Annotated in this window: 20 protein-coding genes and 1 pseudogene; 7 read left to right on the forward strand and 14 right to left on the reverse strand. The window is 73.1% G+C overall.

Features of this window, described 5'->3' with window-relative positions:
- Nucleotides 1-40: 40 nt before the first annotated feature.
- A complete protein-coding gene (gene pepN, locus ACFY00_RS09240; protein WP_388028953.1) occupies nucleotides 41-2533 on the reverse strand; it encodes an aminopeptidase N in 2493 nt (830 codons plus the stop codon).
- Between the two features lie 138 nt (nucleotides 2534-2671).
- Between pepN and ACFY00_RS09245 the strand changes: the two genes are divergently transcribed.
- The 4 genes from ACFY00_RS09245 to ACFY00_RS09260 all read left to right on the forward strand — a co-directional run bounded on the left by ACFY00_RS09245 (nucleotide 2672) and on the right by ACFY00_RS09260 (nucleotide 6138).
- Nucleotides 2672-3892 (forward strand): TerD family protein, encoded by a 1221-nt coding sequence (locus ACFY00_RS09245; RefSeq protein ID WP_388029204.1) that lies wholly within the window; start codon nucleotides 2672-2674, stop codon nucleotides 3890-3892.
- Between the two features lies 1 nt (nucleotide 3893).
- Nucleotides 3894-4805, forward strand: coding sequence for a hypothetical protein (locus tag ACFY00_RS09250; protein ID WP_388028955.1), 912 nt, complete (start codon nucleotides 3894-3896; stop codon nucleotides 4803-4805).
- 88 nt (nucleotides 4806-4893) lie between these two features.
- Nucleotides 4894-5457: a class IV adenylate cyclase gene (cyaB, locus tag ACFY00_RS09255; RefSeq protein ID WP_388028958.1), complete on the forward strand. Its 564-nt coding sequence runs from the start codon at nucleotides 4894-4896 to the stop codon at nucleotides 5455-5457.
- Between the two features lie 132 nt (nucleotides 5458-5589).
- Nucleotides 5590-6138, forward strand: coding sequence for a hypothetical protein (locus tag ACFY00_RS09260; RefSeq protein WP_388028960.1), 549 nt, complete (start codon nucleotides 5590-5592; stop codon nucleotides 6136-6138).
- A 142-nt stretch (nucleotides 6139-6280) separates the two neighbouring features.
- Here the strand turns inward: ACFY00_RS09260 and ACFY00_RS09265 are convergent, their stop codons facing one another.
- Entirely contained in the window at nucleotides 6281-7210 is a 930-nt protein-coding gene (locus tag ACFY00_RS09265) for a proline dehydrogenase family protein (protein WP_388028963.1), read from the reverse strand.
- An 87-nt stretch (nucleotides 7211-7297) separates the two neighbouring features.
- Entirely contained in the window at nucleotides 7298-8926 is a 1629-nt protein-coding gene (gene pruA, locus ACFY00_RS09270) for an L-glutamate gamma-semialdehyde dehydrogenase (protein ID WP_388028966.1), read from the reverse strand.
- Between the two features lie 277 nt (nucleotides 8927-9203).
- Between pruA and ACFY00_RS09275 the strand changes: the two genes are divergently transcribed.
- On the forward strand, nucleotides 9204-10814 hold the full coding sequence (locus ACFY00_RS09275; RefSeq protein WP_388028969.1) for a PucR family transcriptional regulator: 1611 nt from the start codon (nucleotides 9204-9206) through the stop codon (nucleotides 10812-10814).
- A gap of 83 nt (nucleotides 10815-10897) precedes the next feature.
- Here ACFY00_RS09275 and ACFY00_RS09280 read toward each other — a convergent pair whose 3' ends face one another.
- Nucleotides 10898-12385: an alkaline phosphatase PhoX gene (locus ACFY00_RS09280; RefSeq protein ID WP_388028970.1), complete on the reverse strand. Its 1488-nt coding sequence runs from the start codon at nucleotides 12383-12385 to the stop codon at nucleotides 10898-10900.
- A gap of 142 nt (nucleotides 12386-12527) precedes the next feature.
- Nucleotides 12528-13640 (reverse strand): hypothetical protein, encoded by a 1113-nt coding sequence (locus tag ACFY00_RS09285; protein ID WP_388028972.1) that lies wholly within the window; start codon nucleotides 13638-13640, stop codon nucleotides 12528-12530.
- A gap of 213 nt (nucleotides 13641-13853) precedes the next feature.
- Here ACFY00_RS09285 and ACFY00_RS09290 point away from each other — a divergent pair, with 213 nt between their 5' ends.
- Together ACFY00_RS09290 and ACFY00_RS09295 are read left to right on the forward strand one after the other, a co-directional pair.
- Nucleotides 13854-15515, forward strand: a complete 1662-nt coding sequence (locus ACFY00_RS09290) for a hypothetical protein (RefSeq protein ID WP_388028974.1) — start codon at nucleotides 13854-13856, stop codon at nucleotides 15513-15515.
- Between the two features lie 228 nt (nucleotides 15516-15743).
- A complete protein-coding gene (locus tag ACFY00_RS09295; RefSeq protein WP_388028975.1) occupies nucleotides 15744-17066 on the forward strand; it encodes an MFS transporter in 1323 nt (440 codons plus the stop codon).
- Between the two features lie 45 nt (nucleotides 17067-17111).
- On the opposite strand, the pseudogene ACFY00_RS09300 reads toward ACFY00_RS09295, so the two are convergent.
- From ACFY00_RS09300 to ACFY00_RS09340, 9 genes and pseudogenes are all read right to left on the reverse strand, one after another.
- Nucleotides 17112-17525, reverse strand: a pseudogene (locus ACFY00_RS09300) (RICIN domain-containing protein); the annotation flags it as partial.
- A gap of 91 nt (nucleotides 17526-17616) precedes the next feature.
- A complete protein-coding gene (locus tag ACFY00_RS09305) occupies nucleotides 17617-17904 on the reverse strand; it encodes a metal-sulfur cluster assembly factor (RefSeq protein ID WP_051055973.1) in 288 nt (95 codons plus the stop codon).
- A gap of 158 nt (nucleotides 17905-18062) precedes the next feature.
- A complete protein-coding gene (sufU, locus tag ACFY00_RS09310) occupies nucleotides 18063-18515 on the reverse strand; it encodes a Fe-S cluster assembly sulfur transfer protein SufU (RefSeq protein ID WP_285735340.1) in 453 nt (150 codons plus the stop codon).
- 10 nt (nucleotides 18516-18525) lie between these two features.
- Nucleotides 18526-19788 (reverse strand): cysteine desulfurase, encoded by a 1263-nt coding sequence (locus ACFY00_RS09315; RefSeq protein WP_388028978.1) that lies wholly within the window; start codon nucleotides 19786-19788, stop codon nucleotides 18526-18528.
- Nucleotides 19785-20549, reverse strand: a complete 765-nt coding sequence (gene sufC / locus ACFY00_RS09320; RefSeq protein WP_388028981.1) for a Fe-S cluster assembly ATPase SufC — start codon at nucleotides 20547-20549, stop codon at nucleotides 19785-19787. Before sufC ends, ACFY00_RS09315 begins: the two co-directional genes overlap by 4 nt.
- Nucleotides 20550-20556: 7 nt before the next feature.
- Entirely contained in the window at nucleotides 20557-20874 is a 318-nt protein-coding gene (locus ACFY00_RS09325; RefSeq protein ID WP_033252501.1) for a non-heme iron oxygenase ferredoxin subunit, read from the reverse strand.
- Nucleotides 20871-22103: a Fe-S cluster assembly protein SufD gene (sufD, locus tag ACFY00_RS09330; protein WP_388028984.1), complete on the reverse strand. Its 1233-nt coding sequence runs from the start codon at nucleotides 22101-22103 to the stop codon at nucleotides 20871-20873. The genes ACFY00_RS09325 and sufD overlap by 4 nt, the downstream gene beginning before the upstream one ends.
- 58 nt (nucleotides 22104-22161) lie before the next feature.
- Nucleotides 22162-23574: a Fe-S cluster assembly protein SufB gene (gene sufB, locus ACFY00_RS09335; protein ID WP_388028986.1), complete on the reverse strand. Its 1413-nt coding sequence runs from the start codon at nucleotides 23572-23574 to the stop codon at nucleotides 22162-22164.
- On the reverse strand, nucleotides 23571-24428 hold the full coding sequence (locus ACFY00_RS09340) for a helix-turn-helix transcriptional regulator (protein WP_388028987.1): 858 nt from the start codon (nucleotides 24426-24428) through the stop codon (nucleotides 23571-23573). The genes sufB and ACFY00_RS09340 overlap by 4 nt, the downstream gene beginning before the upstream one ends.
- Between the last annotated feature and the right edge of the window lie 21 nt (nucleotides 24429-24449).

Raw genomic sequence — 24449 nt, forward strand, 5'->3', positions numbered from 1 at the left:
CAACCCGAAGCAACCCGCACCCGCCCTCGACCCCGACCCCCTAGAAAGCCCCTCGCACCGCCCGCGCCCGCCGCAGGTCGTCCGTCGAGTCCGACAGGTTCCGCCGCAGCGAGGGCGTCAGCGCCGGATCGGCGAGCACCGCCTCCGCCGCCGCCACCACCTCGGGCGTGGCCTGCGCGTCCGGGAAGAGGGTCTGGCCCAGCAGCCGGGCGACGATGTCGCTGCGGCCCGCGGCCTCCACGATCCGCTCGAAGAAGCGCAGCGCGTACGCGTGCTGCAGCTCGGGCTCCCCGGAGGCCCAGAAGCCGCGGGCGGTGGCCTCCAGGACCCGGTTGGAGGTGGTGCCCGAGGAGTCGAACAGCAGCTCCCAGGCGCGGGCCTTGGCCGTCTCCCCGGGCCGGGCCGCCAGGGCCCTGGCGGCGCCGAACTCGGCCTCGCTGCCCGGTTCGCGCTCCACCTCGGCGGCGATCGCGTCCTCGTCGAGCTCGCCGAGCGCCGCCAGCCGGGCCAGCGCGGCCCAGCGCAGTTCCGGTCCGACGGTCAGCCCGTCCGGCAGTTCCTTCCCGGCCAACCAGCTCCGCAGCTCGGCGAGTTGCTCCTCACCGCTGCTGCTCTCGACCGCGACGCGCAGCGCGGCCAGCCGCAGCCCGTGGCCGCCGTCCCCGGCGAGCAGGGCACGGGCGGTGCGGCTGACGGCGGCCAGCGCCTCGGGGCGGCGCTCCGGGGGCAGGTAGTGGCCGACGACGTGGGTGCGGGCGAAGGCGAGGACGCGTTCGACGATGGCGTCGGAGGTTTCGGCGGGCAGGTGCCGCTCCACCAGGCCGAGGTAGGCGGCGGGGGCGAGTTCGGCGTCCCGGACGAGGTCGCGGGCGTGCTCCCACAGGACGGCGCGGGTGATCTCGTCCTCGACGGTGGAGAGCGACTCCTCGACGGCCCGCCAGGAGTCCGGGTCGAGCCGGATCTTGGCCCAGGTGAGGTCGCCGTCGTTGGGGACGACCAGGGTCGCCCCGGCCTCGACCAGGGCGGGCACGGCGACCCGGCGGCCGGGGCCGATCTCGACCGGGACGCGGCCGACGGGGACGAGGCGGCCGTGCTCGCTGCGGTAGCCGCCGATCTCGACCAGGTGCGGCCGGCTGCCCTCGTTGACGACGGTCAGCGCGGTGAGGGTGCCGTCGGCGGCCCGCTCGGTCTCGGCGCGCAGCGTGTCGACGCCGCTGGTGCGCAGCCAGGCGTCCGCCCAGGCGTGCACGTCGCGGCCGCTGCTGGCGCTCAACGCGGCCAGGAAGTCCGGGAGTTCGGCGTTGCCGTAGAGGTGGTCGGCGAAGTACGCGTTGAGTCCGGCGAAGAAGGCCTCGTCGCCGAGCCAGGCGACGAGCTGGCGCAGCGCGCTGGCGCCCTTGGCGTACGAGATGCCGTCGAAGTTGACCATGGCCTCGGCGACCGAGCGGGTGCCGTTCCCGGCGACGGGGTGGGTGGAGGCGCGCTGGTCGGCGTCGTAGCCCCAGCCCTTGCGCTGGGCGGAGAAGCCGGTCCAGGCGCCGGTGAAGCGGGTGGCCTCGGCGGCGACCCGGTAGCCGAGCATCTCGGCGAAGGACTCGTTCAGCCACAGGTCGTCCCACCAGCGCATGGTGACCAGGTCGCCGAACCACATGTGGGCCATCTCGTGGCAGACCACCATGGCGCGGCGTTCGTGCTCGGACTCGGTGGCCGGGGAACGGAACAGCATCTCGTCGCGGAAGACCACGCAGCCGGGGTTCTCCATCGCGCCCCAGTTGAACTCGGGGACGAACGCCTGGTGGTACTCGCCGAACGGGTAGCGCTCGTCGAAGAGTTGGTGCAGCCGGTCCAGCGAGGCGGCTGTCACCTCGAACAACTCCGGCGCCTCGCGGTCGAGTTCGGCGGCCAGCGAGCGGCGGGCGTGCAGGCCGAGCGGGATGCCGTCGTGCTCGCCGTGCACCGAGTGGAGCGGGCCGCCGACCACGGTGAACAGGTAGGTGGAGATCGGCTTGGTCGGCGCGAACTCCCAACAACCGTTCTCTCCACGGACCTTGGCGCCGTTGCCGACCAGGCTCCAGTCCGCGGGGGCGGTGGCGGTCAGCGTGAACGGGGCCTTCAGGTCGGGCTGGTCGAAGCAGGCGAACACCTTGGCCGCGAGGTCCGGCCCGCAGGTGGCGTACACGTACACCGCGCCGTCGGCCGGGTCGGTGTAGCGGTGCAGGCCCTCGCCGGTGCGCGAGTAGCGCATCTCGGCCTCGACCAGCAGTTCGTTCTCCGCGCGCAGGCCGGGCAGGGCGAGCCGGTTGCCGTCCAGGTCGGCGGGGTCCAGCGGCTGCCCGTTCAGGACGGCGCGCCGCAGCAGCGCCGGTTCGACGTCGACGAAGCTGTCGGCGCCGGGTTCGCCGCACCGGAACCGGATCGCGGTGGTGCTGACGAACCGGTCCGGGCCGTGGGTGAGGTCGAGGTCGACGGTGTAGCCGTCGACCTCCAGCAGGCGGGCACGGACAGTTGCTTCGGATCGTTGCAGTGCTGGCATGTCCGCATGCTCGCCGAGGTCACCCGGGGCGGGCAAGCGGGCCCGGGCCGGATTCGCTCGCGGCGTACCCCGGCGGGCACAACGGTCCAGCTAGGCTGGGAGCGGCGGCGATTCGAGGAGGAGCACGTGACGGCTGTTCTGGTCCAGGGCGGGAACGCACCCCTGGGGTCGACCCGGGTCGTGGTCGAGGTCACCGCGCCCAGGCAACTGGACGTGTCCGGGCTGCTGTTGACCGTGGCGGGCAAGGTCCGTTCGGACGCCGACTTCGTCTTCTTCAACGCCCCGCACGGCCCCGGCGTGACGCACCGCCCGGCCACCGGCGGCGGGCCCGACGCGATCGCCGTGGACACCGCGGCGGTGCCCGGCGACATCACCCGGATCGTGGTGACCGCCTCGCTCGACGACCGGCAGGCCACCTTCGCCGGGACGGAGCCCACCGCGACGATCCGGGACGCCGACACCGGCCGCGAACTGTTCACCTTCACCCCGCCGCGGCTCTCCCGGGAGACCGCCCTGGTGGTCGTCGAGGTCTACCGGCGTGGCGCCGAGTGGAAGGTCCGCGCGGTCGGCCAGGGGTACGCCAACGGGCTGGCGGGCATCGCCACCGACTTCGGCGTCTCGGTCGAGGACGCCCCCTCGACCGCCGCCGCCCCCGCTGCCGCGCCCGCCCCGCCCGCGGCGCCGCCCACCGCCCCGCCGATGCCCGGCAGCGCACCCCGCGGCGCGGCGCCCCAGGCCCCCGCCGGCCCGCCCCCGATGCCGTCCGGCTCGCCCGCCGTCGGCAAGATCACCCTGGACAAGGGGCGGGTCAACCTGGTCAAGGGCGGCTCGGTCTCGCTGGAGAAGGGGGGCAAGCCGCTGCTCTCCTCGGTCCGGATGGGCCTGGGCTGGGAGCCCGCCGGGCACGGCCGCAGCATCGACCTGGACGCCTCGGTGATCGCCTTCGACGCCCAGCGCAACAAGATCGACACCGCCTGGTTCATGAAGCTCGCCATCTTCAACGGCGCGATCGCGCACTCCGGCGACAACCTGACCGGCCGGGGCGGCGGTGACGACGAGGCCATCACCGTCCACCTCGGCGGGCTGCCCCCCGAGGTCTGCGGCCTGGTCTTCGTGGTCAACTCCTTCTCCGGGCAGAAGTTCACCGACATCAAGAACGCCTACTGCCGTCTGGTCGACGCCGGCACCGAGCAGGAGCTGGTCCGCTTCGACCTGGCCCAGTCCGAGCCGCACACCGGCGTCGCCATGTGCAAGCTGGTGCGCCAGTTCTCCGGCGAGTGGGTGATGACCGCCCTCGGCGAGTACGTCGACGCCAAGACCGCCCGCAGCATGGTCAAGCCCGCCGCCGCGATGCTCTGACGTGCCCTCCGGCGACCGCACCCGCTTCCACGTCCGCCTCCGGCCGCCCACCGTCCCGGCCCCGCCGGAGGAGCTCGACCCCTGCGACGAGGGGCCGTACGACCACACCGTCCTCACGATGATCGGCTGCTCCGACCTCGCCGCCACCGACGCGGCCGCCGAGGCGGGCGGCTTCGGCGCGCCCTGGCACTTCGACGTCTCCTACGACCTCTCCGCGTTCCTGGAGGACCTCGACCGGTTGCTCACCGCCTTCCACGACCGCACCCCGTACGCCCTGGACCTCTACCCACAGGGCGTGGAACGCACCCTCACCTTCACCTTCCCCGCCCCCGACCTGGTCGCCGTCCACTGCGCCTCGCGCACCGACTGGGTCCCCTCCCCCGCCACCGAGCACCACCCGTACGACCGGCTGCACTCCCAACTGACCACCCTGGCCCGCACGTTCGCCACCGCCCTGGAGACCGCCGGCTCCCGCACCGCCGCCCACCCGCCCTTCCCCGCCTGGCGCGCCGGACACTTCGCCCCCACCCCCGTCACCCTCGTCCACCCGGACGACCTCCCCCGCGTCCTCGCCGCCCGCGCCCCCGCCCGCCACCACCGCGTCGGCACCACCGGCGCCGCCTCCCTGGACGACCTCTACGACGCCGTCCGCCGCACCCTCCCCCTCGACCCGCCGCTGCACGGCCACAGCAGGAGCTGGGACGCCCTGGACGACTCCCTCTTCGGCGGCCTGCACGCGGACGACGACCGCGCCCCACTGATCACCTTCACCGACCTCTCCGCCCTCCCTCCCCTCGAACTCCGCTTCGTCCACCACGAGTTCACCTCCCTGGCGACCTCCCTCGCCAACCCCGCCCACACCCGGGGCCGCCCCACCCACGTCCAGTTCCTGATCGGCCGCACCGACGCCTGACCCCCGGTGGTCCCTCGTGGGGCGGACCGACCGGGCTGTTCGACGCCACGGTCGAGGACAGCACCCGCATCATCCGACGGAGGACCAGGTGGCCATCGAAGCCGAGCTGAAGGCGATCGTCCGCGACCCCGAGAGCGTGCTGGCCGCGCTGGAGAGGACCGCCGGGCCCGGCCGGGTCGAGGTGTACCGCGACACCTACTACGACGACGCCGCAGGTGCCCTGATGGACGCAGACCGCGAACTGCGGATCCGTACCGTCCACGGCCCGGACTCCACCCGCACGGTGCTCACCTACAAAGGCGCCCGCGTGGACGAGGAGTCCGGTTCGAAGCCGGAGTTCGAGACCCGGCTCGACGACCCGGGCGCCGGGCACGAGATCTTCCGCGGCCTCGGATACGTGCCCCGGATCGCGTTCGAGAAGCGCTGCCGCACCTACGAGTTCGAGCAGGACGGCCGCCAGGTGCTCGCCACGCTGGTCCGGGTCCCCGAGATCGACGGCACCTTCCTGGAGGTCGAGACGGCCGCCGCGGACGAGGCGGGGCTGCCCGCCGCACTCGCCACGGTGCGCGACGTGCTGCACGGGCTCGGCGTCACCGACGACGACCTCACCACCGAGCTGTACACCGACGCGGTGGCCGCCGCCCGCCCGTAGCCCGAAGGCACGACACCGCCCCGCCCGTTCCTCCGGAGGCCCGGCGGAGTGGTGTCACGAGTTGGGCACGCCAGCTCCACGCGACGTACCCGGCCGGTAGCGTCCCTTGCACACCAACCGCCAGGGGAGATCATGCGCCGCGCCACCATCGTCGCCACCGTCATCGGCGTCGCCGTAGCCGTGACCGGCTGCTCCAGCTCCGGCAGCCACGAGGCACCGGCCACCACCCCTGCCGCGAAAGTACCGTCGCGGGCCGCCGCCGACACGGCCGCACCGCAGCCCGCCCCCGCCGCGCCCCGCGACGCGAAGCTCGCGGTCGCGGCGCTCACCACCGCCGCACCCACCATCAAGGCCGTCAAGACGTACACCGTCGACGACGACCCGAACCACCTCCTCGGCCGCCCGCACCAGTACATCTCCAAGACAGCGTTCACCGATGCACGCATCCAGGCCGCGGACGTCACGGGCGAGGACGAGGACTCGGTGGCCCGCGGCGGGAGCGTCGAGGTGTTCGCCACGGAAGCTGACGCGAAGGCCCGAGTCGACTACATCGCCGGCGTCATCAAGAACATGCCCGTGTTCACCGAGTACGACTACGTGCACGGCACGGAGGTACTACGGGTGTCGAAGTTCCTGACGCCGGCCCAGGCGGAAGGGCTGGAAGCGGCACTGAAGGGCTGAGCGCTCCGACGAGTCGAAACGGATCCCCATCCAGGCTCTACGGCAGCCTGGGCTGTCGCCCTCCGGTCCAAGTGGTCAAGGCGCCTTCCATGACGAGCGGCGGGGCCGAATCCGACTCCGCCGCCGGTCATGTGGCCCGCCGTCAGCCGCGGGTGGCCATCGCGCGCAGGAAGAAGGTCAGGTTCGCGGGGCGCTCCGCGAGGCGGCGCATGAAGTAGCCGTACCACTCCTGGCCGTAGGGCAGGTACACGCGCATGGTGTTGCCCGCCTCGGCGAGGCGCAGCTGCTCCTCGGGGCGGATGCCGTAGAGCATCTGGTACTCGAACGAGGAGACGTCGCGCTTGTTCCACTCGGCGAGCTGACCGGCGATCTTGATCATGTTGGGGTCGTGCGAGGCGACCATCGGGTAGCCCTCGCCCGCCATCAGGACCTTGAGCGCGCGGACGTACGCGAGGTCGACGTCGCGCTTGCCCTGGAAGGCGACCGACTCGGGCTCCTTGTAGGCGCCCTTGCAGATGCGCACCCGCGAGCCCGCGTGGGCGAGGTCGCGGCAGTCGGCCTCGGTGCGGCGCAGGTAGGCCTGCAGGACGACGCCCAGCCAGGGGAAGTCGGCGCGCAGCTCGCGGGCGATGGCGAGGGTGGAGTCGGTGGTGGTGTGGTCCTCCATGTCGAGGGTCACGGTGGTGCCCGCGTCGGCGGCGGCCTCGCAGATGCGGCGGGCGTTCTCCAGCGCGATCTTCTCGCCGTCCACCGGGAGGAACTGGCCGACGGCGGAGAGCTTGACGGAGACCTCGGCGTTCGCGGCGAGGCCGGTCTCCTTGAGGGCGGTCAGCAGGTGCTCGTAGGCGAGGGCGGTGCCCGCGGCCTGGTCGGCGTCCTTGGTGTCCTCGCCGAGGTGGTCGAGGGTGACCTTGCGGCCGCTGGCCACCAGCTTCTCGGTGGCGGCCACGCCCTGGTCGAGCCGGTCACCGGCGACGAAGCGCTCGACGATCGCGTGGGTGGGCGGGAACTTCTCGACCATGGTGCGCACCTGCGGGGAGCGCGAGGCGGCGAGGAGGGCGGAACGGAGCATCGTGGACTCCCGGCGAAGCGGATCAGCTGAAGGAGAAGGGGGGACGGCCGGCCGGGGGTGGCGGCCGGCCGTCGGGGAGCGGGCTGGTCAGCCCATGTGCGGGTAGCGGTAGTCCGTCGGCGGGACGAACGTCTCCTTGATGGAGCGGGTGGACGTCCAGCGCATCAGGTTCTGCTTGGCCCCGGCCTTGTCGTTGGTGCCGGAGGCCCGGCCGCCGCCGAAGGGCTGCTGGCCGACGACGGCGCCGGTCGGCTTGTCGTTGATGTAGAAGTTGCCCGCGGCGTTGCGCAGGACGTGCATGGCGTGCTGCACGGCCTCGCGGTCCTGGGCGATGATCGAGCCGGTCAGGCCGTACGCGGACACCGACTCCATCTGCGCGAGCATCTCGTCGTACTTCTCGTCCTCGTAGACGTGCACGGCGAGGATCGGGCCGAAGTACTCGTCCTTGAAGTACTCGGCGGCCGGGTCCTGGCAGACCAGCACGGTCGGGCGGACGAACCAGCCGACCGAGTCGTCGTACGTGCCGCCGGCCAGCACCTCGACCTGCGGGTCGGCCTTGGCGCGGTCGATCGCGGCCTTGTTCTTGGCGAAGGAGCGCTCGTCGATGACGGCGCCCATGAAGTTGGCCAGGTCGGTGACGTCGCCCATGGTGAGCCACTCGACCTCGTCGCGGAAGTCGTCCTTGATCTCGGCCCAGATCGAGGCCGGGACGTACGCGCGGGACAGCGCCGAGCACTTCTGGCCCTGGAACTCGAAGGCACCGCGGGTCATCGCGGTCTTCAGCACGGCCCGGTCGGCGGACGGGTGGGCGACCAGGAAGTCCTTGCCGCCGGTCTCGCCGACGATCCGCGGGTAGGTGCGGTACCCGGCGATGTTCTCGCCGACGGTGCGCCACAGGTGCTGGAAGGTGGCGGTGGAGCCGGTGAAGTGGATGCCGGCCAGCGCGGGGTGCTTCAGCGCGACCTCGGAGACGGCCAGGCCGTCGCCGGTGACCATGTTGATGACGCCCTTGGGCAGGCCCGCGGCCTCCAGCAGCCGCATCAGGTAGTGCGCGGCGAACTGCTGGGTGGGGGACGGCTTCCAGATCACCACGTTGCCCATCAGCGCGGGCGCGGTGGGCAGGTTGCCCGCGATCGCGGTGAAGTTGAACGGGGTGATCGCGTAGACGAAGCCCTCCAGCGGGCGGTGGTCGGTGCGGTTCCACACGCCGTCCGAGGAGATCGGCTGCTCGGCCAGGATCTGCCGGGCGAAGTGCACGTTGAAGCGCAGGAAGTCGACCAGCTCGCAGGGGGTGTCGATCTCCGCCTGCTGGGCGGTCTTCGACTGGCCCAGCATGGTGGCCGCGGCGAGGGTCTCCCGCCACGGCCCGGCCAGCAGGTCCGCGGCGCGCAGGAAGATCGCGGCGCGGGAGTCGAAGGAGAGCGCCTGCCAGGCCGGTGCGGCAGCCAGTGCGGTGTCGATGGCCTCGCGCGCGTCGTCCTGGGTGGCGTTGCGCAGCGTGCCGAGCCTGGCCGCGTGGTTGTGCGGCTGCACGACGTGGATCTCGGAGCCGCCGCCGAGGCGGTGCTCACCGTTGATCGTCATGGTGAGCTGGATCGGCCCCTGGCCGCCCAGCTCCTTCAGCTTGGCCTCCAGCCGGGCCCGTTCGGGGCTGCCGGGGGCGTAGCTGTGGACCGGCTCGTTCACCGGCGCGGGGACCTGGGTCACAGCATCCATGGCGCGCACGCTCTCCTTCTCGTCATGGGAAGCCGGTGGGGGTCGCACACCGGCCGTGAAGAAACGCTATTCCCCGCTGCTACCCGCTTCTGTTGGCCGGGCCGCCAAATTCCCCCGCACGCCGTTGTCCGCCCGGACGAACAGCGTCACGCCCCGGTCACGGCCGCCGCCTCCTGTCCGTCTCGCTAAACTCGACCCCCGGATCTTGTCCGCCCCGCCGAACCCGCCCCGACCTCCCGAACGCCCCCGCCGAAGGACCCACCCGAAGGACCCGCCGATGACCGGCCTCCCGCTCCGCCAGCTGCTGATGTCGCTCGGCGAGCCCCTGGTGGAGCTGCAGGCCGCTCCCGCCGGGCTGGACGTCCCGGTGCGGCACGTGTCGATCCTCGACCCGGAGGACCCGCCCACCGCCGCCCCGGGCGAGCTGGTCCTCGCCATCGGCGCCCGCGGCCGGGCCGCGCTCCCCGCGCTGCGCGCCGCCGGACGGGCCCGGGCCGCCGCCGTCGCGGTCAAGCTGGACGGGCCGGGGCAGGCCGACGCGCTGCGCGAGGCCGCCACCGAGGCGGGGGTGGCGCTGCTGTCGGTGCGCCGGGAGACCCGCTGGGAGCACCTCGACTCGCTCGCCCGCACCCTGCTCTCCGGCGCGGACGACCCGGACGGCACCGGCGGCACCGGGCCCGGCGGGCCCGCCACCGGCGACCTGTTCTCGCTGGCCCAGACGGTGGCGGTGCTGACCGGCGGCATCGTCTCGATCGAGGACACCTCCAGCCGGGTGCTGGCCTACTCCCGTACCTCGGAGACCGACGAGGTGGACGACCTGCGCCGCCTGTCCATCCTCGGCCGCCAGGGTCCGGAGCCTTACCTGGCCAAGCTCCGCGAGTGGGGCGTCTTCTCGCACCTGCGCGGCTCCGAGGGCGCGATCGAGATCGCCGCCCACCCGGAGCTGGGCATCCGCCGCCGCCTGGCCATCGCGATCCGCTCCGGCGCGCAGCCACTGGGCACCATCTGGGTGCAGGAGGGCTCCCACCCGCTGACCGACACCGCCGAGCAGGCCCTGGTCGGCGCCGCCCGGGTCGCGGCGGGCCAACTGGTGCGCCGCCGCCGCGAGTTGTCGGCCGACACCCGGCTCACCCAGACCCTGCTGACCGGCCTGCTGGAGGGCTCCACCGGCCCGCAGTCACTGGCCACCCACCTCGGACTGGACCTGCGCCGCCCGGTCACCGTCCTCGCCTACGCCCCCGCCGCCACCGACGGACGGGACGCCGAACTCTCCCGCGAGGAGGTCACCGGCCTGATCTCGGTGCACACCGCCGCCCGGCACCGCGGCGCCCTGCTCGCCCCGGTCGACTCCCGGGTCTACGTCCTGCTGCCCGAACTCCCGCCCGGCCTGCCGCCCGCCACCCTGCGCGACTGGACCCGGGAGACCGTCGACGCCGCCCGCGACCACCTCGCCATCCCGCTGCGGGCCGCGATCGGCCCCACCGTCCCCGGCCTCGCGGACGTCCCCGCCTCCCGCGCCCAGGCCGACCGGATCCTCGACGCGATGGGCCGCGGCGGCGTCGTCCCGGACGTGGCCGCCCTCCAGGACGTCCAGGCCGAGGTGCTGGTCTCCGAGGTCCTCGCCCTGCTCCAGGACCGCCCCGAACTCCGCGACCCCCGGCTGACCGCCCTCACCGCCTACGACGCCCGCCACCACACCCGCCTGGCCGAGTCCGTCCTCGCCTACCTCGACGCCCTCGGCGAGGTCCGCACCGCCGCCGACGCCCTGCACATCCACCCCAACACCCTCCGCTACCGCGTCCGGCGGGCCGAACAGCTCACCGGCCTCGACCTCGCCCAACCCCAGCAGCGGCTCCTCGCCATGCTCCAGCTCCGCCTCCCCGACTGACGGCCTCCGCCCCCGCCAACGGCAGGGTCCGCCCGCGGAGAGCAGACCCCTCCGCGGGCGGACCCCCACCGATCAACGGCGCGTCACATCCGGTGCCACGGCCCCGTGATCGCCAGCATGATCCCCGGCTCCTGGATGTTCGCGAACAGCGTCCGCCCGTCGTGCGAGAAGGTCACGCCGGTGAACTCGCTGTACTCCGGCGCCTCCGCCGTCCCGTTGTTGAGCTCGTTGCGCGCCAGCGCGTACGTCCGCCCGTCCCTGGTGGTGCCGAACAGGTGCTGCAGGCCGTTGCCGTCCTCGGCGATGATCAGGCCGCCGTGGGGCGAGACGGTGATGTTGTCGGGGCCGTCGAAGTTGCCCTGGTCGGTCCAGATGTCGTTGTTGACGCCGAGGATGACCTTCAGCGTCAGGGTGCGCCGGACGGGGTCGTAGAACCAGACCTGCCCGTCGTGCTGCAGCGGCGACTCCTCGCGGGCGAAGGAGGAGACGAAGTAGATGCCGTTGTCACCCCACCACATGCCCTCCAGCTTGCGGGCCCGGGTGATCTCGCCGTCCTTGAACTGCTTGCGGATCGAGGTGGTGCGGGCGTCGCGGTCCTGGACCTTGACCCAGTCGGCGCCGTACGTGGTGCCGGGCTTGGTGGCCCGGGACAGGTCGTCGACCAGCTTGCCCCGGGAGTCGAAGGCCTTGAGCGCCTCCAGCACGCCCGCGTCGGCGGCCAGGGTGCGCAGTCGGCCCTTGCCGTGCCGGAAACCGGCCGGCGGGGTCCAGCGGTAGAGCAGGCCGTTGGGCTTGGACGCGTCCTCGGTCAGGTAGGCGTGGCCGCGCTTCTCGTCGATGACGACGGCCTCGTGGGCGAACCGGCCGAAGGCCTTGATCGGCTGCGGGTCCCGGTTGGCGTCCTGGTCGTGCGGGTCGACCTCGAAGACGTAGCCGTGGTCCTTGGTGAAGCCGTTGGTGCCCGCCTTGTCCTCGGTCTCCTCGCAGGTCAGCCAGGTGCCCCACGGGGTGGCGCCACCGGCGCAGTTGGTGGCGGTACCGGCGATGCCGACCCACTCGCGGACCTGCCGCCCGCCGTGCCCGTGCCCCTTGCCGTGCTCGTCGCCGTGCCCGTTGCCGTGTCCGGAGACCTCGACGACGGTGCAGCCACCGGCCGCGGCCGGGTCGTAGACGTGGCCCTCCAGCAGCGGCACGGGGTGCGCCCACTTGGAGCGCGGCCCGGCCAGCTCGTGGTTGTTGACCAGCAGGGTCGCCCCGTGGCGGCCCTCGAACGCGGCGGTGCCGTCGTGGTTGCTGGGGGTGGACTCGCCGGTGACCAGGGTGGTCCGGCCGGTACGGGTGATGACCTCGTACGAGAAGCCCTTCGGCAGCGCCAGGATGCCCTCGGGGTCGGACACCAGCTCGCCGTAGCCGACCGCGGTGTGCCCGCCCTTGGCGAGCGCGGCGTCCCCGCCCGCGGGGGCGGCGATCGCGCCGGGGGCGGTGGCCAGCACCTCGGCGCTGCCGGCGATCAGGACGCCTGCCCCGAGCATGGTCGAACGGTTCACGAAGTCCCGGCGGGACAGCGACATGACGGTCACTCCTGGAGGAGGGGGTGTGCTTCGGTGACCGTCAGGTTCCGGGCCGCGCGTGAACCGCGCGTGAATCGGACGCGGCGTCAGCGTGCCGATTTACCGACCATAGGACAATCAATGACCCACTCTTTACCGCTCTTCACCGCCTGACCCGGTGCTGGGTGCGCTCGACCCGCCACTGCTCCCAGGCGGTCAGCCAGGCCTCCTCGGTGCCTGAGGGCAGCTCGGGCGTGCCGCCCGCCCACAGCCGCTCCCAGGCCCGCTGCGCGGGCAGGCTCGGCACCTCGCTGGCGAAGGCCGTGTACCGGACGACCTCCTCCACGGCGGCCGCGCCCTCGATCGTGCCGCTCACCCAGTCCGCGTGGTGGGCCAGTCGGCTCAGGTGGTTGACCATCGAGGTGACGGCCTCGTCGGCCTCCTCCCGGGTCTCCGAGGCCAGCCGCATCTGCTGCCGCACCGCGCTCTCCCAGCGGGCCTGCCGGTCCTCCCCGCGCAGGCGCCGGGGCAGCCGGGCCGAACGCCCGGCCCGCAGCTGGGCGAGCATCGCGGCGGAGCGCTCGACGGCCTGCAGGACGAGTTCGCGGTGCGCCTGCAGGCCCAGCTCGGCCGGTTCCGGCTCGGGCTCGGCGGGGCGGCGGCCGGCCCGCAGCGCGGCGACCTGCCGCAGCATCACCGTCCGGCCGACGATGTACCGCTCGAAGTCGGTGATCCGGCGCAGCTCCACCGAGCCGGGCGCCAGGCCGCGCCCGGTCACCGTCACCGTGGTGGCGCCGACCCGCAGCCGGCCCGCCCAGACGGTGCCGTGCCCGGCCGCGGTCCGCGAGTCCTCGTGGACCTGCACCGGGTGCGGCTCGCCGTCCACCGTGATCCACTCGCGCAGCGCCCGCACGCCCCCGGCGATGTCGCCCTCGTCCACGCCCAGGTGCTCGTAGACCCGGTCGCGCTCGTCCTCGACCACGTCCTCCAGGTCGGGCAGCAGGGTGGTCAGTTCGGCCCCGGCCCGGTGGGTGCGGACCGTCACGTACGGACCGTGCACGGAGCTCCAGTCGCCCGAGCGGACCTCCACCGACTCCAGTTCGCCGTTGGCGACCCCGTACTCGGCCAGTACGTCCCAGCCCGGCACCCCGCCCGCCCCGTGCACCCAGCCGAACACCGGGAACCCCGCGCCCGCCAGCACCCGGCGGCCGTACGCCTCCTGGTCCGCATACACCGCTTCGAGGTCCCAGTCCCCGCTCGTGCCCTGCCGCTTCATCCCTCGCCGCACCCCCGGCCGCTCACCACTCCGACGCCGCCTTACCTTACGGCCCAACGGAGCTGTCGAGCCATCAGATGGACGGGGAGGGCTTGCGAAGACCCTGCGCCGGAAGCCCGCACGGCCCCCGCTGCCCCGCTACGCGCCCTGCGCGCGCAGCGAGCGCGCCTTGACCGCCGCGCGCCGGGCCTCCTTGGCGACCCTGCGGTCCAGGTGCAGTTCGCCGACGGCCTCCAGCACCTCGACCGTCATGGGGTGCGGCACCCGCCAGACCTCGCCGAAGTAGCTGGCCGGGTTGTCGGTCACCGGCAGGTCCGCGACCAGGGCCTGCAGGCGGCCGCCCTCGCCCGCGCTGAGCAGCATGACCGCGGCCATCGAGTCGACGACCCGCCAGAGCGCGACCTCGCGCTCCGCCGCGGCGACGTCCGCGCCGCGGGCGCGCAGCCACTCGCGGGCCAGCCCGCCCAGCTCGGGGTCGTCGACCACCTCCAGCACCGCGGCGGTGGCCTCCTCGCCGATCTCGCCCAGGCCCAGCGCGCAGTAGTAGCGGCGCACCGGCGACTGCACGTCGCGGCCGCGGGCCCCGGCGAGCAGGTCGCGGGCGGCGTCCAGCGGGGCCCGGGCGTCGATCCAGGCCTTCAGCTCGGCCTCGGCGAACAGCGGCCCGTCCTCGGCGAGGGCGCGCAGCAGCGCCGAGCCGTCCCGGTCGGCGAGGTCGCCGACCAGCGGGGCGTCGTAGCCCTCGGCGAGCAGCCACTCGCGGACGGCGTACTGGCCGAGCGGGGTGAGCCTGACGGTGCCGAAGCGGGCGGCGTCCTCGTCGGTGAGCGGCCGGTCGGTGTCCACCACCTCGGCGGCCTCGCCGTCCTCGCCCTCCTCGAACAGGTCGGGGTCGATCGGGCGGTGCTCGACCAGGCCGAGCTCGGCGAGGTCGCCGAGCATCGGGTCGAGGACGACCATCAGGTCGGTGATCTCGCCGAGCATCTCCTCGTCCGGCTCCTGCCCGTCCGGGACGACCAGCAGCGCGGCCAGCACGCCCAGCGGGACGGTCTCGGCGCCGGGCTCGGCGAACGCGGTGGTCTCGTAGAGGGTGTGCAGCGCCTCGTCGAGGATCTCGGCGGCCTGGTCGCGGGCGTCCTCGACCTCGGCCAGGCCGTCGGGGTCGTCGAGCCCGCTGCCCTCGACCACCTCGGGGTCGACCGACTCGGCCTCGGCGGCCAGCTCGCGCACCAGCTCCGCGGCCTCGAACCACAGGCCCAGGACGGCGGTGGGCTCGCCCGCCTCGATCGCCTCCAGGTCGGGGCCGGGGATGGCGACGTGCGCGCCCTCCGCGGTGGTGCCGGTCTCCACCAGGTCCAGGTCGCAGGCCAGCGCCCAGGCCCGCATCGCCTCGACCACGTCCTCCTCGCCCGGGTCCTCGGCGCCGAGCATCCGGGCGGCCTGCACCCGGTCGGCCTCGCCGAGGTCGCCGTGCTCGTCGACCTCGCGGTGCGGGGCGATCCAGCGGGCCAGCGCGACCACCCGGGAGATCAGCGGGACGGCGAGGGCGGCGGCGGCCAGCTCGGCGTCCGGGGGCAGGACGATCGGCGGGACGAGGACGGCCGTGTCGTCCGGGTCCTCGTCGGCGCTCTGCGCGCCGTACAGGTCGGCGAGGTCGTAGTCGGCGGGCAGCAGGCCCTCGGCCTCGGACGGCTGCTGATCAGGGGTGTTTCGGCTACGTCCGGCCATCGCGCGCGTTCTCCCGGGTGCGTCGCAGGGCACCGCCGCCCGTGGCGCGGCCCGCCCGGGGGGCGGCGGACGCGGGGAGCGGCGGAGCGGGCCGGTGCGTGTCGGCCCGTAAACCCAGCGTATCGGCCGCCACCGACACCCGCCTGAGCTGCGGGGGCGCCCGCCCGAACGAGTGGGGAGGTGCGTCCGAACGAGTGCCCGGGGCACGTATCCTTCGGTGGGCGACGCGCACCACCCCCGCGCGCGCCCCCCGGAACCCGGAGCGACGGCGCTCCGCGCTCCGCGTACCACGTGCACACCCGCACCGTCCGGGCCGCGCCGCCACACCCTGGTCCGGCGACGCCCTGCGGCGCCTTGCCACAGGAGACCCCTGCCATGGCGGACCTCTCCCCCGCCGGCCCCGGCCTGAGCACCGCTCAGTACGCCGGACGCCGACTGTCGGAGGCCCTGCTCCCGCTGGAGCTCGCGCCCCGCAAGCAGCTCCAGCTCGCCGCGATCAGCCGCTGGAACGCGCTGCGCGGCATCCGCGTCGGCCTGGTCGCCGCCGCCCTGCTGCTGATGCTGGTCGGCGCGAACCTCGCCACCCCCCTCTACCCGGTGCTCCAGCAGCGCCTGGGGCTGAACCCGCTCGACACCACCGTCCTGTTCACGGTCTACGTGTTCGCGCTCGTCCCGGTACTCGCCGCGGTCGGCCACTGGTCCGACCACCTGGGGCGGCGCGCCCTGATCCTGCCCGCGGTCCTCCTGGCCGCCGCCGGGGACGCCGTCTTCGCCACCGCCGGGTCCTTCTGGCAACTGGCCGCCGGACGGGCCGTCCAGGGCGTCGCGGTCGCTCTGTCCACCGGCGCGGCCGGTGCCGCCCTCGGCGACCTGCTGCCCGACCGGCCCACCCTGGCCGCCAAGCTCACCCTGGCCTGCTCGGCGGGCGGCGTCGCCCTGGGCCCGCTGGTCGGCGCCGCGCTGACCGACGACGCGCACCCGCTGCTGGGCCCGTTCCTGCCGCACGCCGTCGCGCTGCTCGCGCTGTGCGTCCCGCTGGCCCTGGTGCACCCGCGGATGCCCGGCCCGCACCGGCCCCCGGCCTCCCCGCCGCGCGTCACCACCCCCGCCCACCTGCGGCCCCGCCGCCTGCGGCTGCCCCGCACCGGACGCCGCGAGTTCCTGCTCGCGGCCACCGCGGGCTTCCTCTCCTACGCGGTCTTCGGCGTCTACCTGTCCCTGGCCCCGGCCTTCTCCGCCACCCTGCTGCACACCCGCTCCCCGCTCGCGGGCGCGGCCGTCGCCGCCCTGCTGCTGGGCTCCTCCGCCGCCGCCCAGCTGCTCGTCCCGCCCACCTCCGACCGGATCGTGGTCGCGGCCGGACTCACCGGCCTCGCCGCGGGCCTGGGCCTGCTCACCGCAGCCGCGGCCACCGGCACCCCCGCCCTCCTCTTCGTCGGCAGCGTGCTGGCGGGCGCCTGCCAGGGCGTCGCCTTCCGCTCCCTGTTCACCACCGCCGTCGCCGCCCTCGACCCCGCCCGCCGCGGCAGCGAGCTCTCCGCCCTCTGGGTGGTCGTCTACCTCGGCTCCTCGGCCCCGATCGTCGCCGTCGGCGCCCTCGTCCGCGCCCACGGCCTGCTCCCCGCCGTCACCGCCTTCGCCCTCACCGCCGCCACCGCCACCCTCGCCCTGGCCGCCACCGTCCTGCGCAAGGCCTGACCGCCCCCTGGCGCCCCGACGGAACCGCCCGGCGGGGCGCCGGATCTTCCAGGCCGTGGTGGCCGTGGCCGGGTGGCAGGTCCACTGCCGGACGGTGGCGCCGTTGTCCAGGCCGGAGCTCTCGACCTCCGGGCACTTGCCGCTATTGGCGTTGCGGATCTCCCAGCCCCCGGCGGTGCCGTGCAGCACCCACTGCACGGTGGGGTTCGAGGAGTACGTCCGCTGCTGGGCCCGGCCGCCGTCGGCGGTGGTGGAGTCGGCGATCTCCAGTGCCTTGCCGCTGTTGGCGTTCAGGATCCCGCCGCGCAGGTCGGCGGGCGGGGCCGAACCGGCCCTGCCCGCAGGCGAGTTGGCGGGCCCTGCCGAGGACGCGGAGGCCGACCACGGCCGCGATCCGCAGCCGCTTGCGCCGCAGGCCCTCCTGCTCGCGCTGCTCGGCCATCGCCCCCCGGAACCCATGGATCCGCAGTCCGGTTCGGGCCCGGAGCGCCGCAACGACCAGGGACGGACCCCCGGAGGCGCCCGTCCCTGGTCGTTGCGGCCCGACGGCTCAGACGTTGAAGCCGAGCGCGCGCAGCTGGTCGCGGCCCTCGTCGGTGATCTTGTCGGGGCCCCACGGCGGCATCCAGACCCAGTTGATCCGCAGGTCCTTGACCAGGCCGTCGGTGGCGGTGCGGGCCTGGTCCTCGATGACGTCGGTGAGGGGGCAGGCTGCGGAGGTCAGCGTCATGTCGACGGTGGCGGTGTCGTCCTCGTCGATGTGCAGGCCGTAGATCAGGCCGAGGTTGACGACGTCGATGCCCAGTTCGGGGTCGACGACGTCCATCAGGGCCTCCATGAGGTCCTCGGTGGAGACCGTCCCGGCGCTGGTGAACGCCCCGGGGCTGTCGGTGGCCTCCGCGGCGGTGGCCTCGGCGGCAGGAGCCTCCGCGGCGGTGGCCTCGGCGGCCTCGGCCGTCTCGTTCTCGCTCATGTGTACCAGTGTCCTTACGGGCGTCAGTCGGTGAGGGGGGGCTGGCCGCCGAGCGCCTTGGCGGTGGCGTCCTTCCAGGCCATCCAGCTGAGCAGGGCGCACTTGACCCGGGCCGGGTACTTGGAGACCCCGGCGAAGGCGACGGCGTCCTCCAGCAGGTCCTCGTCGCCCTCGGACTGGCCCTTGCTCTGCATCAGTTCGAGGAAGGCCTCCTGGATCTGCTGGGCCTCGCCGACCGGCTTGCCGACCACCAGGTCGTTGAGCACGGAGGCGGAGGCCTGGCTGATCGAGCAGCCCTGCGACTCGTAGGAGACGTCCGCGACGACGGCGCCGTCGAGCCGCACCCGCAGGGTGATCTCGTCCCCGCAGGTGGGGTTGACGTGGTGGACCTCGGCGTCCCCGTCCCGCAGCCCCTTGCCGTGGGGGTTGCGGTAGTGGTCCAGGATGATCTCCTGGTACATCGAGTCGAGCTTCATGGCAGCCACCTCAGCCGAAGAAGTTGCGGACGTGGTGGAGGCCGTCGATCAGCGCGTCCACCTCGCCGGGCGTGGAGTACAGGTAGAACGACGCCCTGGTGGTCGCCGGAATTCCGTACCGCAGGCAGACCGGCCGCGCGCAGTGGTGGCCGACCCGGACCGCGATGCCCTGCTCGTCGAGGACCTGGCCGACGTCGTGCGGGTGGATGTCGCCGAGCGTGAAGGAGATCGCCGCGCCGCGGTCGACGGCCGTGCGCGGGCCGATGATCCGCAGGTCGGGCACCTCGGTGAGGCGCTCGATGGCGTACGCGGTGATCGCGTGCTCGTGCGCGGCGATCTTGTCCATGCCGATCGCCGACAGGTAGTCGATGGCGGCGCCGAGGCCGACGGCCTGGGCGATCGGCGGGGTGCCGGCCTCGAACTTGTGCGGCGCGGGGGCGTAGGTGGACGAGCCCATCGTGACGGTCTCGATCATCTCGCCGCCGCCGAGGAACGGCGGGAGGTCCTCCAGCAGCTCCTGGCGGCCCCACAGCACGCCGATGCCGGTCGGGCCGAGCATCTTGTGTCCGGTGAAGGCGACGAAGTCGGCCTCCAGCGCCTGCACGTCGAGCACGGCGTGCGGGGCGGCCTGCGAGGCGTCGACGCAGACCAGCGCGCCGACCGACTGCGCCTTGCGGACGATGGCGTCCACCGGGTTGACGGTGCCCAGCAGGTTGGAGACCAGCGTCACCGAGACGATCTTCGTCTTCTCGGTGATCAGCTCGTCCATGTTGGACAGGTCGAGCCGGCCCTCGTCGGTGAGCGAGAACCACTTCAGCTTCGCGCCGGTGCGCTGCGCGAGCAGCTGCCACGGCACGATGTTGGAGTGGTGCTCCATCTCGGTGATGACGATCTCCGAGTCGGCGTCGACCCGGTACGGCTCGTCGGCCCACCCCAGCATGTTGGCCACGAGGTTGAGCGACTCGGAGGCGTTCTTGGTGAAGATCACCTCGTTGCGGCTGGGCGCGTTGACGAAGGCCGCGACCTTGTCCCGGGCGCCCTCGTACAGCGCGGTGGCCTCCTCGGCGAGCACGTGCACGCCGCGGTGGACGTTGGCGTTGTGCTGCTCGTAGTAGGCGTTGAGCGCGTCCAGCACCTGGCGCGGCTTCTGCGAGGTCGCCGCGTTGTCCAGGTACACCAGGGGCTTGCCGTCGTGCAGCTGCCGCGACAGGACGGGGAAGTCCTTGCGGATGGCGTCGGTGTCCAGCAGTCCGGTCAGATGGGAATGGGTCACTCGGAAGCGCCGCCCTTCACGTAGCTCTCGTAGCCCTCTTCCTCCAGCTTGTCGGCGAGCTCGGCGCCGCCGGACTCGACGATCTTGCCGCCCGCGAAGACGTGCACGTAGTCGGGCTTGATGTAGCGCAGGATGCGGGTGTAGTGGGTGACCAGCAGGGTGCCGACCTCGCCGGTGGAGCGGACCCGGTTGATGCCCTCGGAGACGATCCGCAGCGCGTCGACGTCCAGGCCGGAGTCGGTCTCGTCGAGGATCGCGACCTTCGGCTTGAGCAGCTCCAGCTGGAGGATCTCGTGGCGCTTCTTCTCACCGCCGGAGAAGCCCTCGTTGACGTTGCGCTCGGCGAAGGCCGGGTCCATCTGCAGGGCGGCCATCGCCTCCTTGACCTCCTTGACCCACAGCCGCAGCTTGGGGGCCTCGCCGCGGACGGCGGTGGCGGCGGTGCGCAGGAAGTTGGAGACCGAGACGCCGGGCACCTCGACCGGGTACTGCATGGCCAGGAAGAGGCCGGCCCGGGCGCGCTCGTCGACGGACATCTCCAGCACGTCCTCGCCGTCCAGCAGCACCTGGCCGCCGGTGACGGTGTACTTCGGGTGACCGGCCAGCGAGTAGGCCAGGGTCGACTTGCCGGAGCCGTTCGGACCCATGATCGCGTGGGTCTCGCCCTGCTTGACCGTCAGGTCGACGCCGCGCAGGATCTCCCGCGGGCCGCCCTCAGCGTTGACGGAGACGTGCAGGTCGCGGATTTCAAGCGTTGCCATGGGGTACTCAGTTCTCCTGGTTGACGGAGACGAGCACATCGTCCCCTTCGATCTTTACGGGGTAGACGGCGACCGGCCGGGTCGCGGGCAGCCCGGACGGCTTGCCGGTGCGCAGGTCGAAGCTGGAGCCGTGCAGCCAACACTCGATCATGCAGTCCTCGACCTCGCCCTCGGACAGCGAGACGTTGGCGTGCGAGCAGGTGTCGTTGATCGCGAACACGCCCTCGTCGGTGCGGACGATCGCCACCGGGACGCCGTTCAGCTCCACCTTCTTGGGCACGTCCTCCTGCAGGACGCTCAGCGCGCAGGCGCGGACGTAGCTCATGCCACGGTCTCTTCCAGCTCGGCCTCGATCTTCTCCAGCAGCCGGTCCTGGATCTCGGCGACGCCGATCTGCTGGACCAGCTCGGCGAAGAAGCCGCGCACCACCAGGCGGCGGGCCTCGTCGGCCGGGATGCCGCGGGACTGCAGGTAGAACAGCTGCTCGTCGTCGAAGCGGCCGGTGGCGGAGGCGTGGCCGGCGCCGACGATCTCGCCGGTCTCGATCTCCAGGTTGGGGACGGAGTCGACCCGGGCGCCGTCGGTGAGCACCAGGTTGCGGTTGAGCTCGTAGGTGTCGGTGCCGAGCGCGGCCGCGCGGATCAGCACGTCGCCGATCCACACCGCGTGCGCGTCCTGGCCCTGCAGCGCGCCCTTGTAGGCGACGTTGGAGCGGCAGTGCGGGGTGTCGTGGTCGATCACCAGGCGGTGCTCCAGGTGCTGCCCGGCGTCCGCGAAGTACAGGCCGAACAGCTCGGCCTCGCCGCCGGGGGCCGCGTAGGTGACCCGCGGGTGCAGGCGCACCACGTCGCCGCCGAAGGTGACGACCACCGACTTGAACGAGGCGTCCCGGCCGACCAGCGCGTTCTGCTGGGCGACGTGCACGGCCTCCCGCTCCCAGTCCTGCACGGAGACGAAGGTCAGCTTGGCGCCGTCGCCGACCAGCAGGTCGACGTTGGCGGCCCGGGTGCCGGTGCCGGTGTGGCCCAGCACCACGACGGCCTCGGCGAACGGCTTGACCTCGACCACCAGGTGGGCGAAGGCGGTGCCGCCCTCGCCGTGGACGTCGATCCGGACCGGCTCGGTGAGCACCGTCTCCTTGGGGACGGTCACCACCAGGGCCTGCTCGAAGGCGCTGAACGCCTGCGCGGCGACCCGGTCCACCGGGGTGCCGGCCTTGCCGACCCGGGCGTCGTCCCGGCCGACCAGCTCGGAGGTGACGCCCTCCGGCAGGCCCAGCTCGATCTTGTCCTCGCCCTTGGCGGCCGTGGCCGCCGTGCCGTCGTGCAGCCCGCCGAGGCGGTGCAGCGGGGTGAACCGCCAGTCCTCCTCGCGGCCGGTCGGCACCGGGAAGTCGTTGACGTCGAAGGACGGCTTGACGGCGACCCGGGCGTCGATCGGCTGCCGGACGGTGTCGCGCCCGGTGCCGGGGCCGGCGAGCTGCTCTCCGGCGCCGGCGGTGCCGACCTCGATCGAACCGGCGGTGGTGGAGCCGGGGGTGTTCTGCTCAGCCATGGCTGTTCGTGTTGCTCTCTTTCGGGAATGGTCGGCGGGTGGCGGGGCTGACGGCGCGTCAGCCGACCGCGCCCTCCATCTGCAGCTCGATCAGCCGGTTCAGCTCCAGCGCGTACTCCATCGGCAGCTCGCGGGCGATCGGCTCGACGAAGCCGCGCACGATCATCGCCATCGCCTCGGTCTCGCTCAGGCCGCGGCTCATCAGGTAGAACAGCTGGTCCTCGGAGACCTTGGAGACGGTCGCCTCGTGGCCCATCGACACGTCGTCCTCGCGGACGTCCACGTACGGGTAGGTGTCCGAGCGGGAGACGGTGTCCACCAGCAGCGCGTCGCACAGCACGTTCGACTTGGCGCCGTGCGAGCCCTCGCCGATCTCGATCAGGCCGCGGTAGGAGGTGCGGCCGCCGCCGCGCGCCACCGACTTGGAGACGATGTGCGAGGAGGTGTTCGGCGCCATGTGGACCATCTTCGCGCCGGCGTCCTGGTGCTGGCCCTCGCCCGCGAAGGCGATCGACAGGGTCTCGCCCCTGGCGTGCTCGCCCATCAGGTAGACGGCCGGGTACTTCATGGTGACCTTGGAGCCGATGTTGCCGTCGATCCACTCCATGGTCGCGCCCTCGTACGCCACGGCGCGCTTGGTGACCAGGTTGTAGACGTTGTTCGACCAGTTCTGGATGGTCGTGTAGCGGCAGCGGCCGCCCTTCTTGACGATGATCTCGACCACCGCGGAGTGCAGCGAGTCCGAGGAGTAGATCGGCGCGGTGCAGCCCTCGACGTAGTGGACGTAGGCGTCCTCGTCGACGATGATCAGCGTCCGCTCGAACTGGCCCATGTTCTCGGTGTTGATCCGGAAGTAGGCCTGCAGCGGGATGTCCACGTGCACGCCCTTCGGCACGTAGATGAACGACCCGCCGGACCACACCGCGGTGTTCAGCGCGGCGAACTTGTTGTCGCCGGCCGGGATGACGGTGCCGAAGTACTCCTTGAAGAGCTCCGGGTGCTCCTTGAGCGCGGTGTCGGTGTCCAGGAAGATGACGCCCTGCTCCTCCAGGTCCTCGCGGATCTGGTGGTAGACGACCTCGGACTCGTACTGGGCGGCGACACCGGCGACCAGGCGCTGCTTCTCCGCCTCCGGGATGCCCAGCTTGTCGTAGGTGGCCTTGATGTCGGCGGGCAGGTCCTCCCAGGACTCGGCCTGCTTCTCGGTCGAGCGCACGAAGTACTTGATGTTGTCGAAGTCGATGCCCGACAGGTCGGAGCCCCAGGTCGGCATGGGCTTCTTGCCGAACAGCTTGAGGCCCTTGAGTCGGAGGTCGAGCATCCACTCGGACTCGTTCTTCTTCGCCGAGATGTCGCGGACCACGTCCTCGCTCAGACCGCGCTTGGCGGTGGCTCCGGCGGTGTCCGAGTCGGCCCAGCCGTACTCGTACGTGCCGAGGCCTTCGAGCTCGGGGTGTGCGATGTCAGTCATGCGAGGTTCCTCCGCGCGGACGAGCCGTTTTCGATGGGGGACGTACCGGCAGTCGGCGCGGCACCGGGCGTCCGGGGGGACGACGGTGCGGCACCGGGTGCCGGCACATACGTGGTGCAGACCCCGTCGCCGTGGGCGATGGTGGCCAGCCGTTGCACATGGGTGCCCAGGAGCTGGGAGAAGACCTCGGTCTCCGCCTCGCAGAGCTGCGGGAACTGCTCGGCGATGTGCGCGACCGGGCAGTGGTGCTGGCAGAGCTGGGCGCCGGCCGGTGCGGCGGGCGCCGCGGCGGCGGACGGGACCCGCCGCACCGTGGCAGCGTACCCGTCGGCGCTGAGCGCCTCGGCCAGTGCCTCGGCGCGCCGCTCGGCGGCGGCCGCGGCCAGCGCGTCCTGGTAGCGCTCGCCCTGCTTGGCGAGCCGGGCCCGGGCGAAGGCGGCGACCGCCTCCTCGCCCGCGCTGCCGCCGCCGGCCGTCTCGGAGATCCAGCGCAGCGCGTCGGCGGCGAGCTGGTCGTAGGCCTGGTAGAAGGCGTCGCGCCCGCCGTCGGTGAGCGCGAACACCTTGGCCGGGCGGCCCCGGCCGCGGCTGCCGTAGACCCGCTGCTCGCGGGCGTGGACCAGCCCGGCGGCGGCCAGGCCGTCGAGGTGGCGGCGGACGGCCGCCGGGGTCAGGCCGAGGCGGCTGGCCAGGTCGGCGGCCGAGGAGGGGCCGTGGTCGAGGATCGAGCGGGCGACCCGGTCCCGGGTCGCCAGGTGGGCCTCGGCCAGGGCTTCCGGGGCCGTCGCGGGCACGGCACAGCCGGGAGCGTCGGGCTCCCCGGACTGGGTCGCGTGCTCGCGGATGTTTTTCACAACACGATTGTTGCGTAATTC

Origin of the sequence: Kitasatospora sp. NPDC001540 (genome assembly GCF_042894345.1) — a bacterium.
Taxonomy (GTDB): domain Bacteria; phylum Actinomycetota; class Actinomycetes; order Streptomycetales; family Streptomycetaceae; genus Kitasatospora; species Kitasatospora phosalacinea_C.

Bases quoted from the DNA above. Each gene is read 5' to 3' on its own strand.
- ACFY00_RS09305 (WP_051055973.1), bottom strand. From the start codon at position 17,904: ATGGAGGCCCTGATGGACGTCGTCGACCCCGAACTGGGCATCGACGTC.
- ACFY00_RS09295 (WP_388028975.1), top strand. From the start codon at position 15,744: ATGGCGGACCTCTCCCCCGCCGGCCCCGGCCTGAGCACCGCTCAGTAC.
- ACFY00_RS09280 (WP_388028970.1), bottom strand. From the start codon at position 12,385: ATGTCGCTGTCCCGCCGGGACTTCGTGAACCGTTCGACCATGCTCGGG.
- ACFY00_RS09325 (WP_033252501.1), bottom strand. From the start codon at position 20,874: ATGAGCTACGTCCGCGCCTGCGCGCTGAGCGTCCTGCAGGAGGACGTG.
- sufC (WP_388028981.1), bottom strand. From the start codon at position 20,549: ATGGCAACGCTTGAAATCCGCGACCTGCACGTCTCCGTCAACGCTGAG.
- ACFY00_RS09260 (WP_388028960.1), top strand. From the start codon at position 5,590: ATGCGCCGCGCCACCATCGTCGCCACCGTCATCGGCGTCGCCGTAGCC.
- sufU (WP_285735340.1), bottom strand. From the start codon at position 18,515: ATGAAGCTCGACTCGATGTACCAGGAGATCATCCTGGACCACTACCGC.
- sufB (WP_388028986.1), bottom strand. From the start codon at position 23,574: ATGACTGACATCGCACACCCCGAGCTCGAAGGCCTCGGCACGTACGAG.
- ACFY00_RS09275 (WP_388028969.1), top strand. From the start codon at position 9,204: ATGACCGGCCTCCCGCTCCGCCAGCTGCTGATGTCGCTCGGCGAGCCC.
- ACFY00_RS09265 (WP_388028963.1), bottom strand. From the start codon at position 7,210: ATGCTCCGTTCCGCCCTCCTCGCCGCCTCGCGCTCCCCGCAGGTGCGC.
- pruA (WP_388028966.1), bottom strand. From the start codon at position 8,926: ATGGATGCTGTGACCCAGGTCCCCGCGCCGGTGAACGAGCCGGTCCAC.
- sufD (WP_388028984.1), bottom strand. From the start codon at position 22,103: ATGGCTGAGCAGAACACCCCCGGCTCCACCACCGCCGGTTCGATCGAG.
- pepN (WP_388028953.1), bottom strand. From the start codon at position 2,533: ATGCCAGCACTGCAACGATCCGAAGCAACTGTCCGTGCCCGCCTGCTG.
- ACFY00_RS09285 (WP_388028972.1), bottom strand. From the start codon at position 13,640: ATGAAGCGGCAGGGCACGAGCGGGGACTGGGACCTCGAAGCGGTGTAT.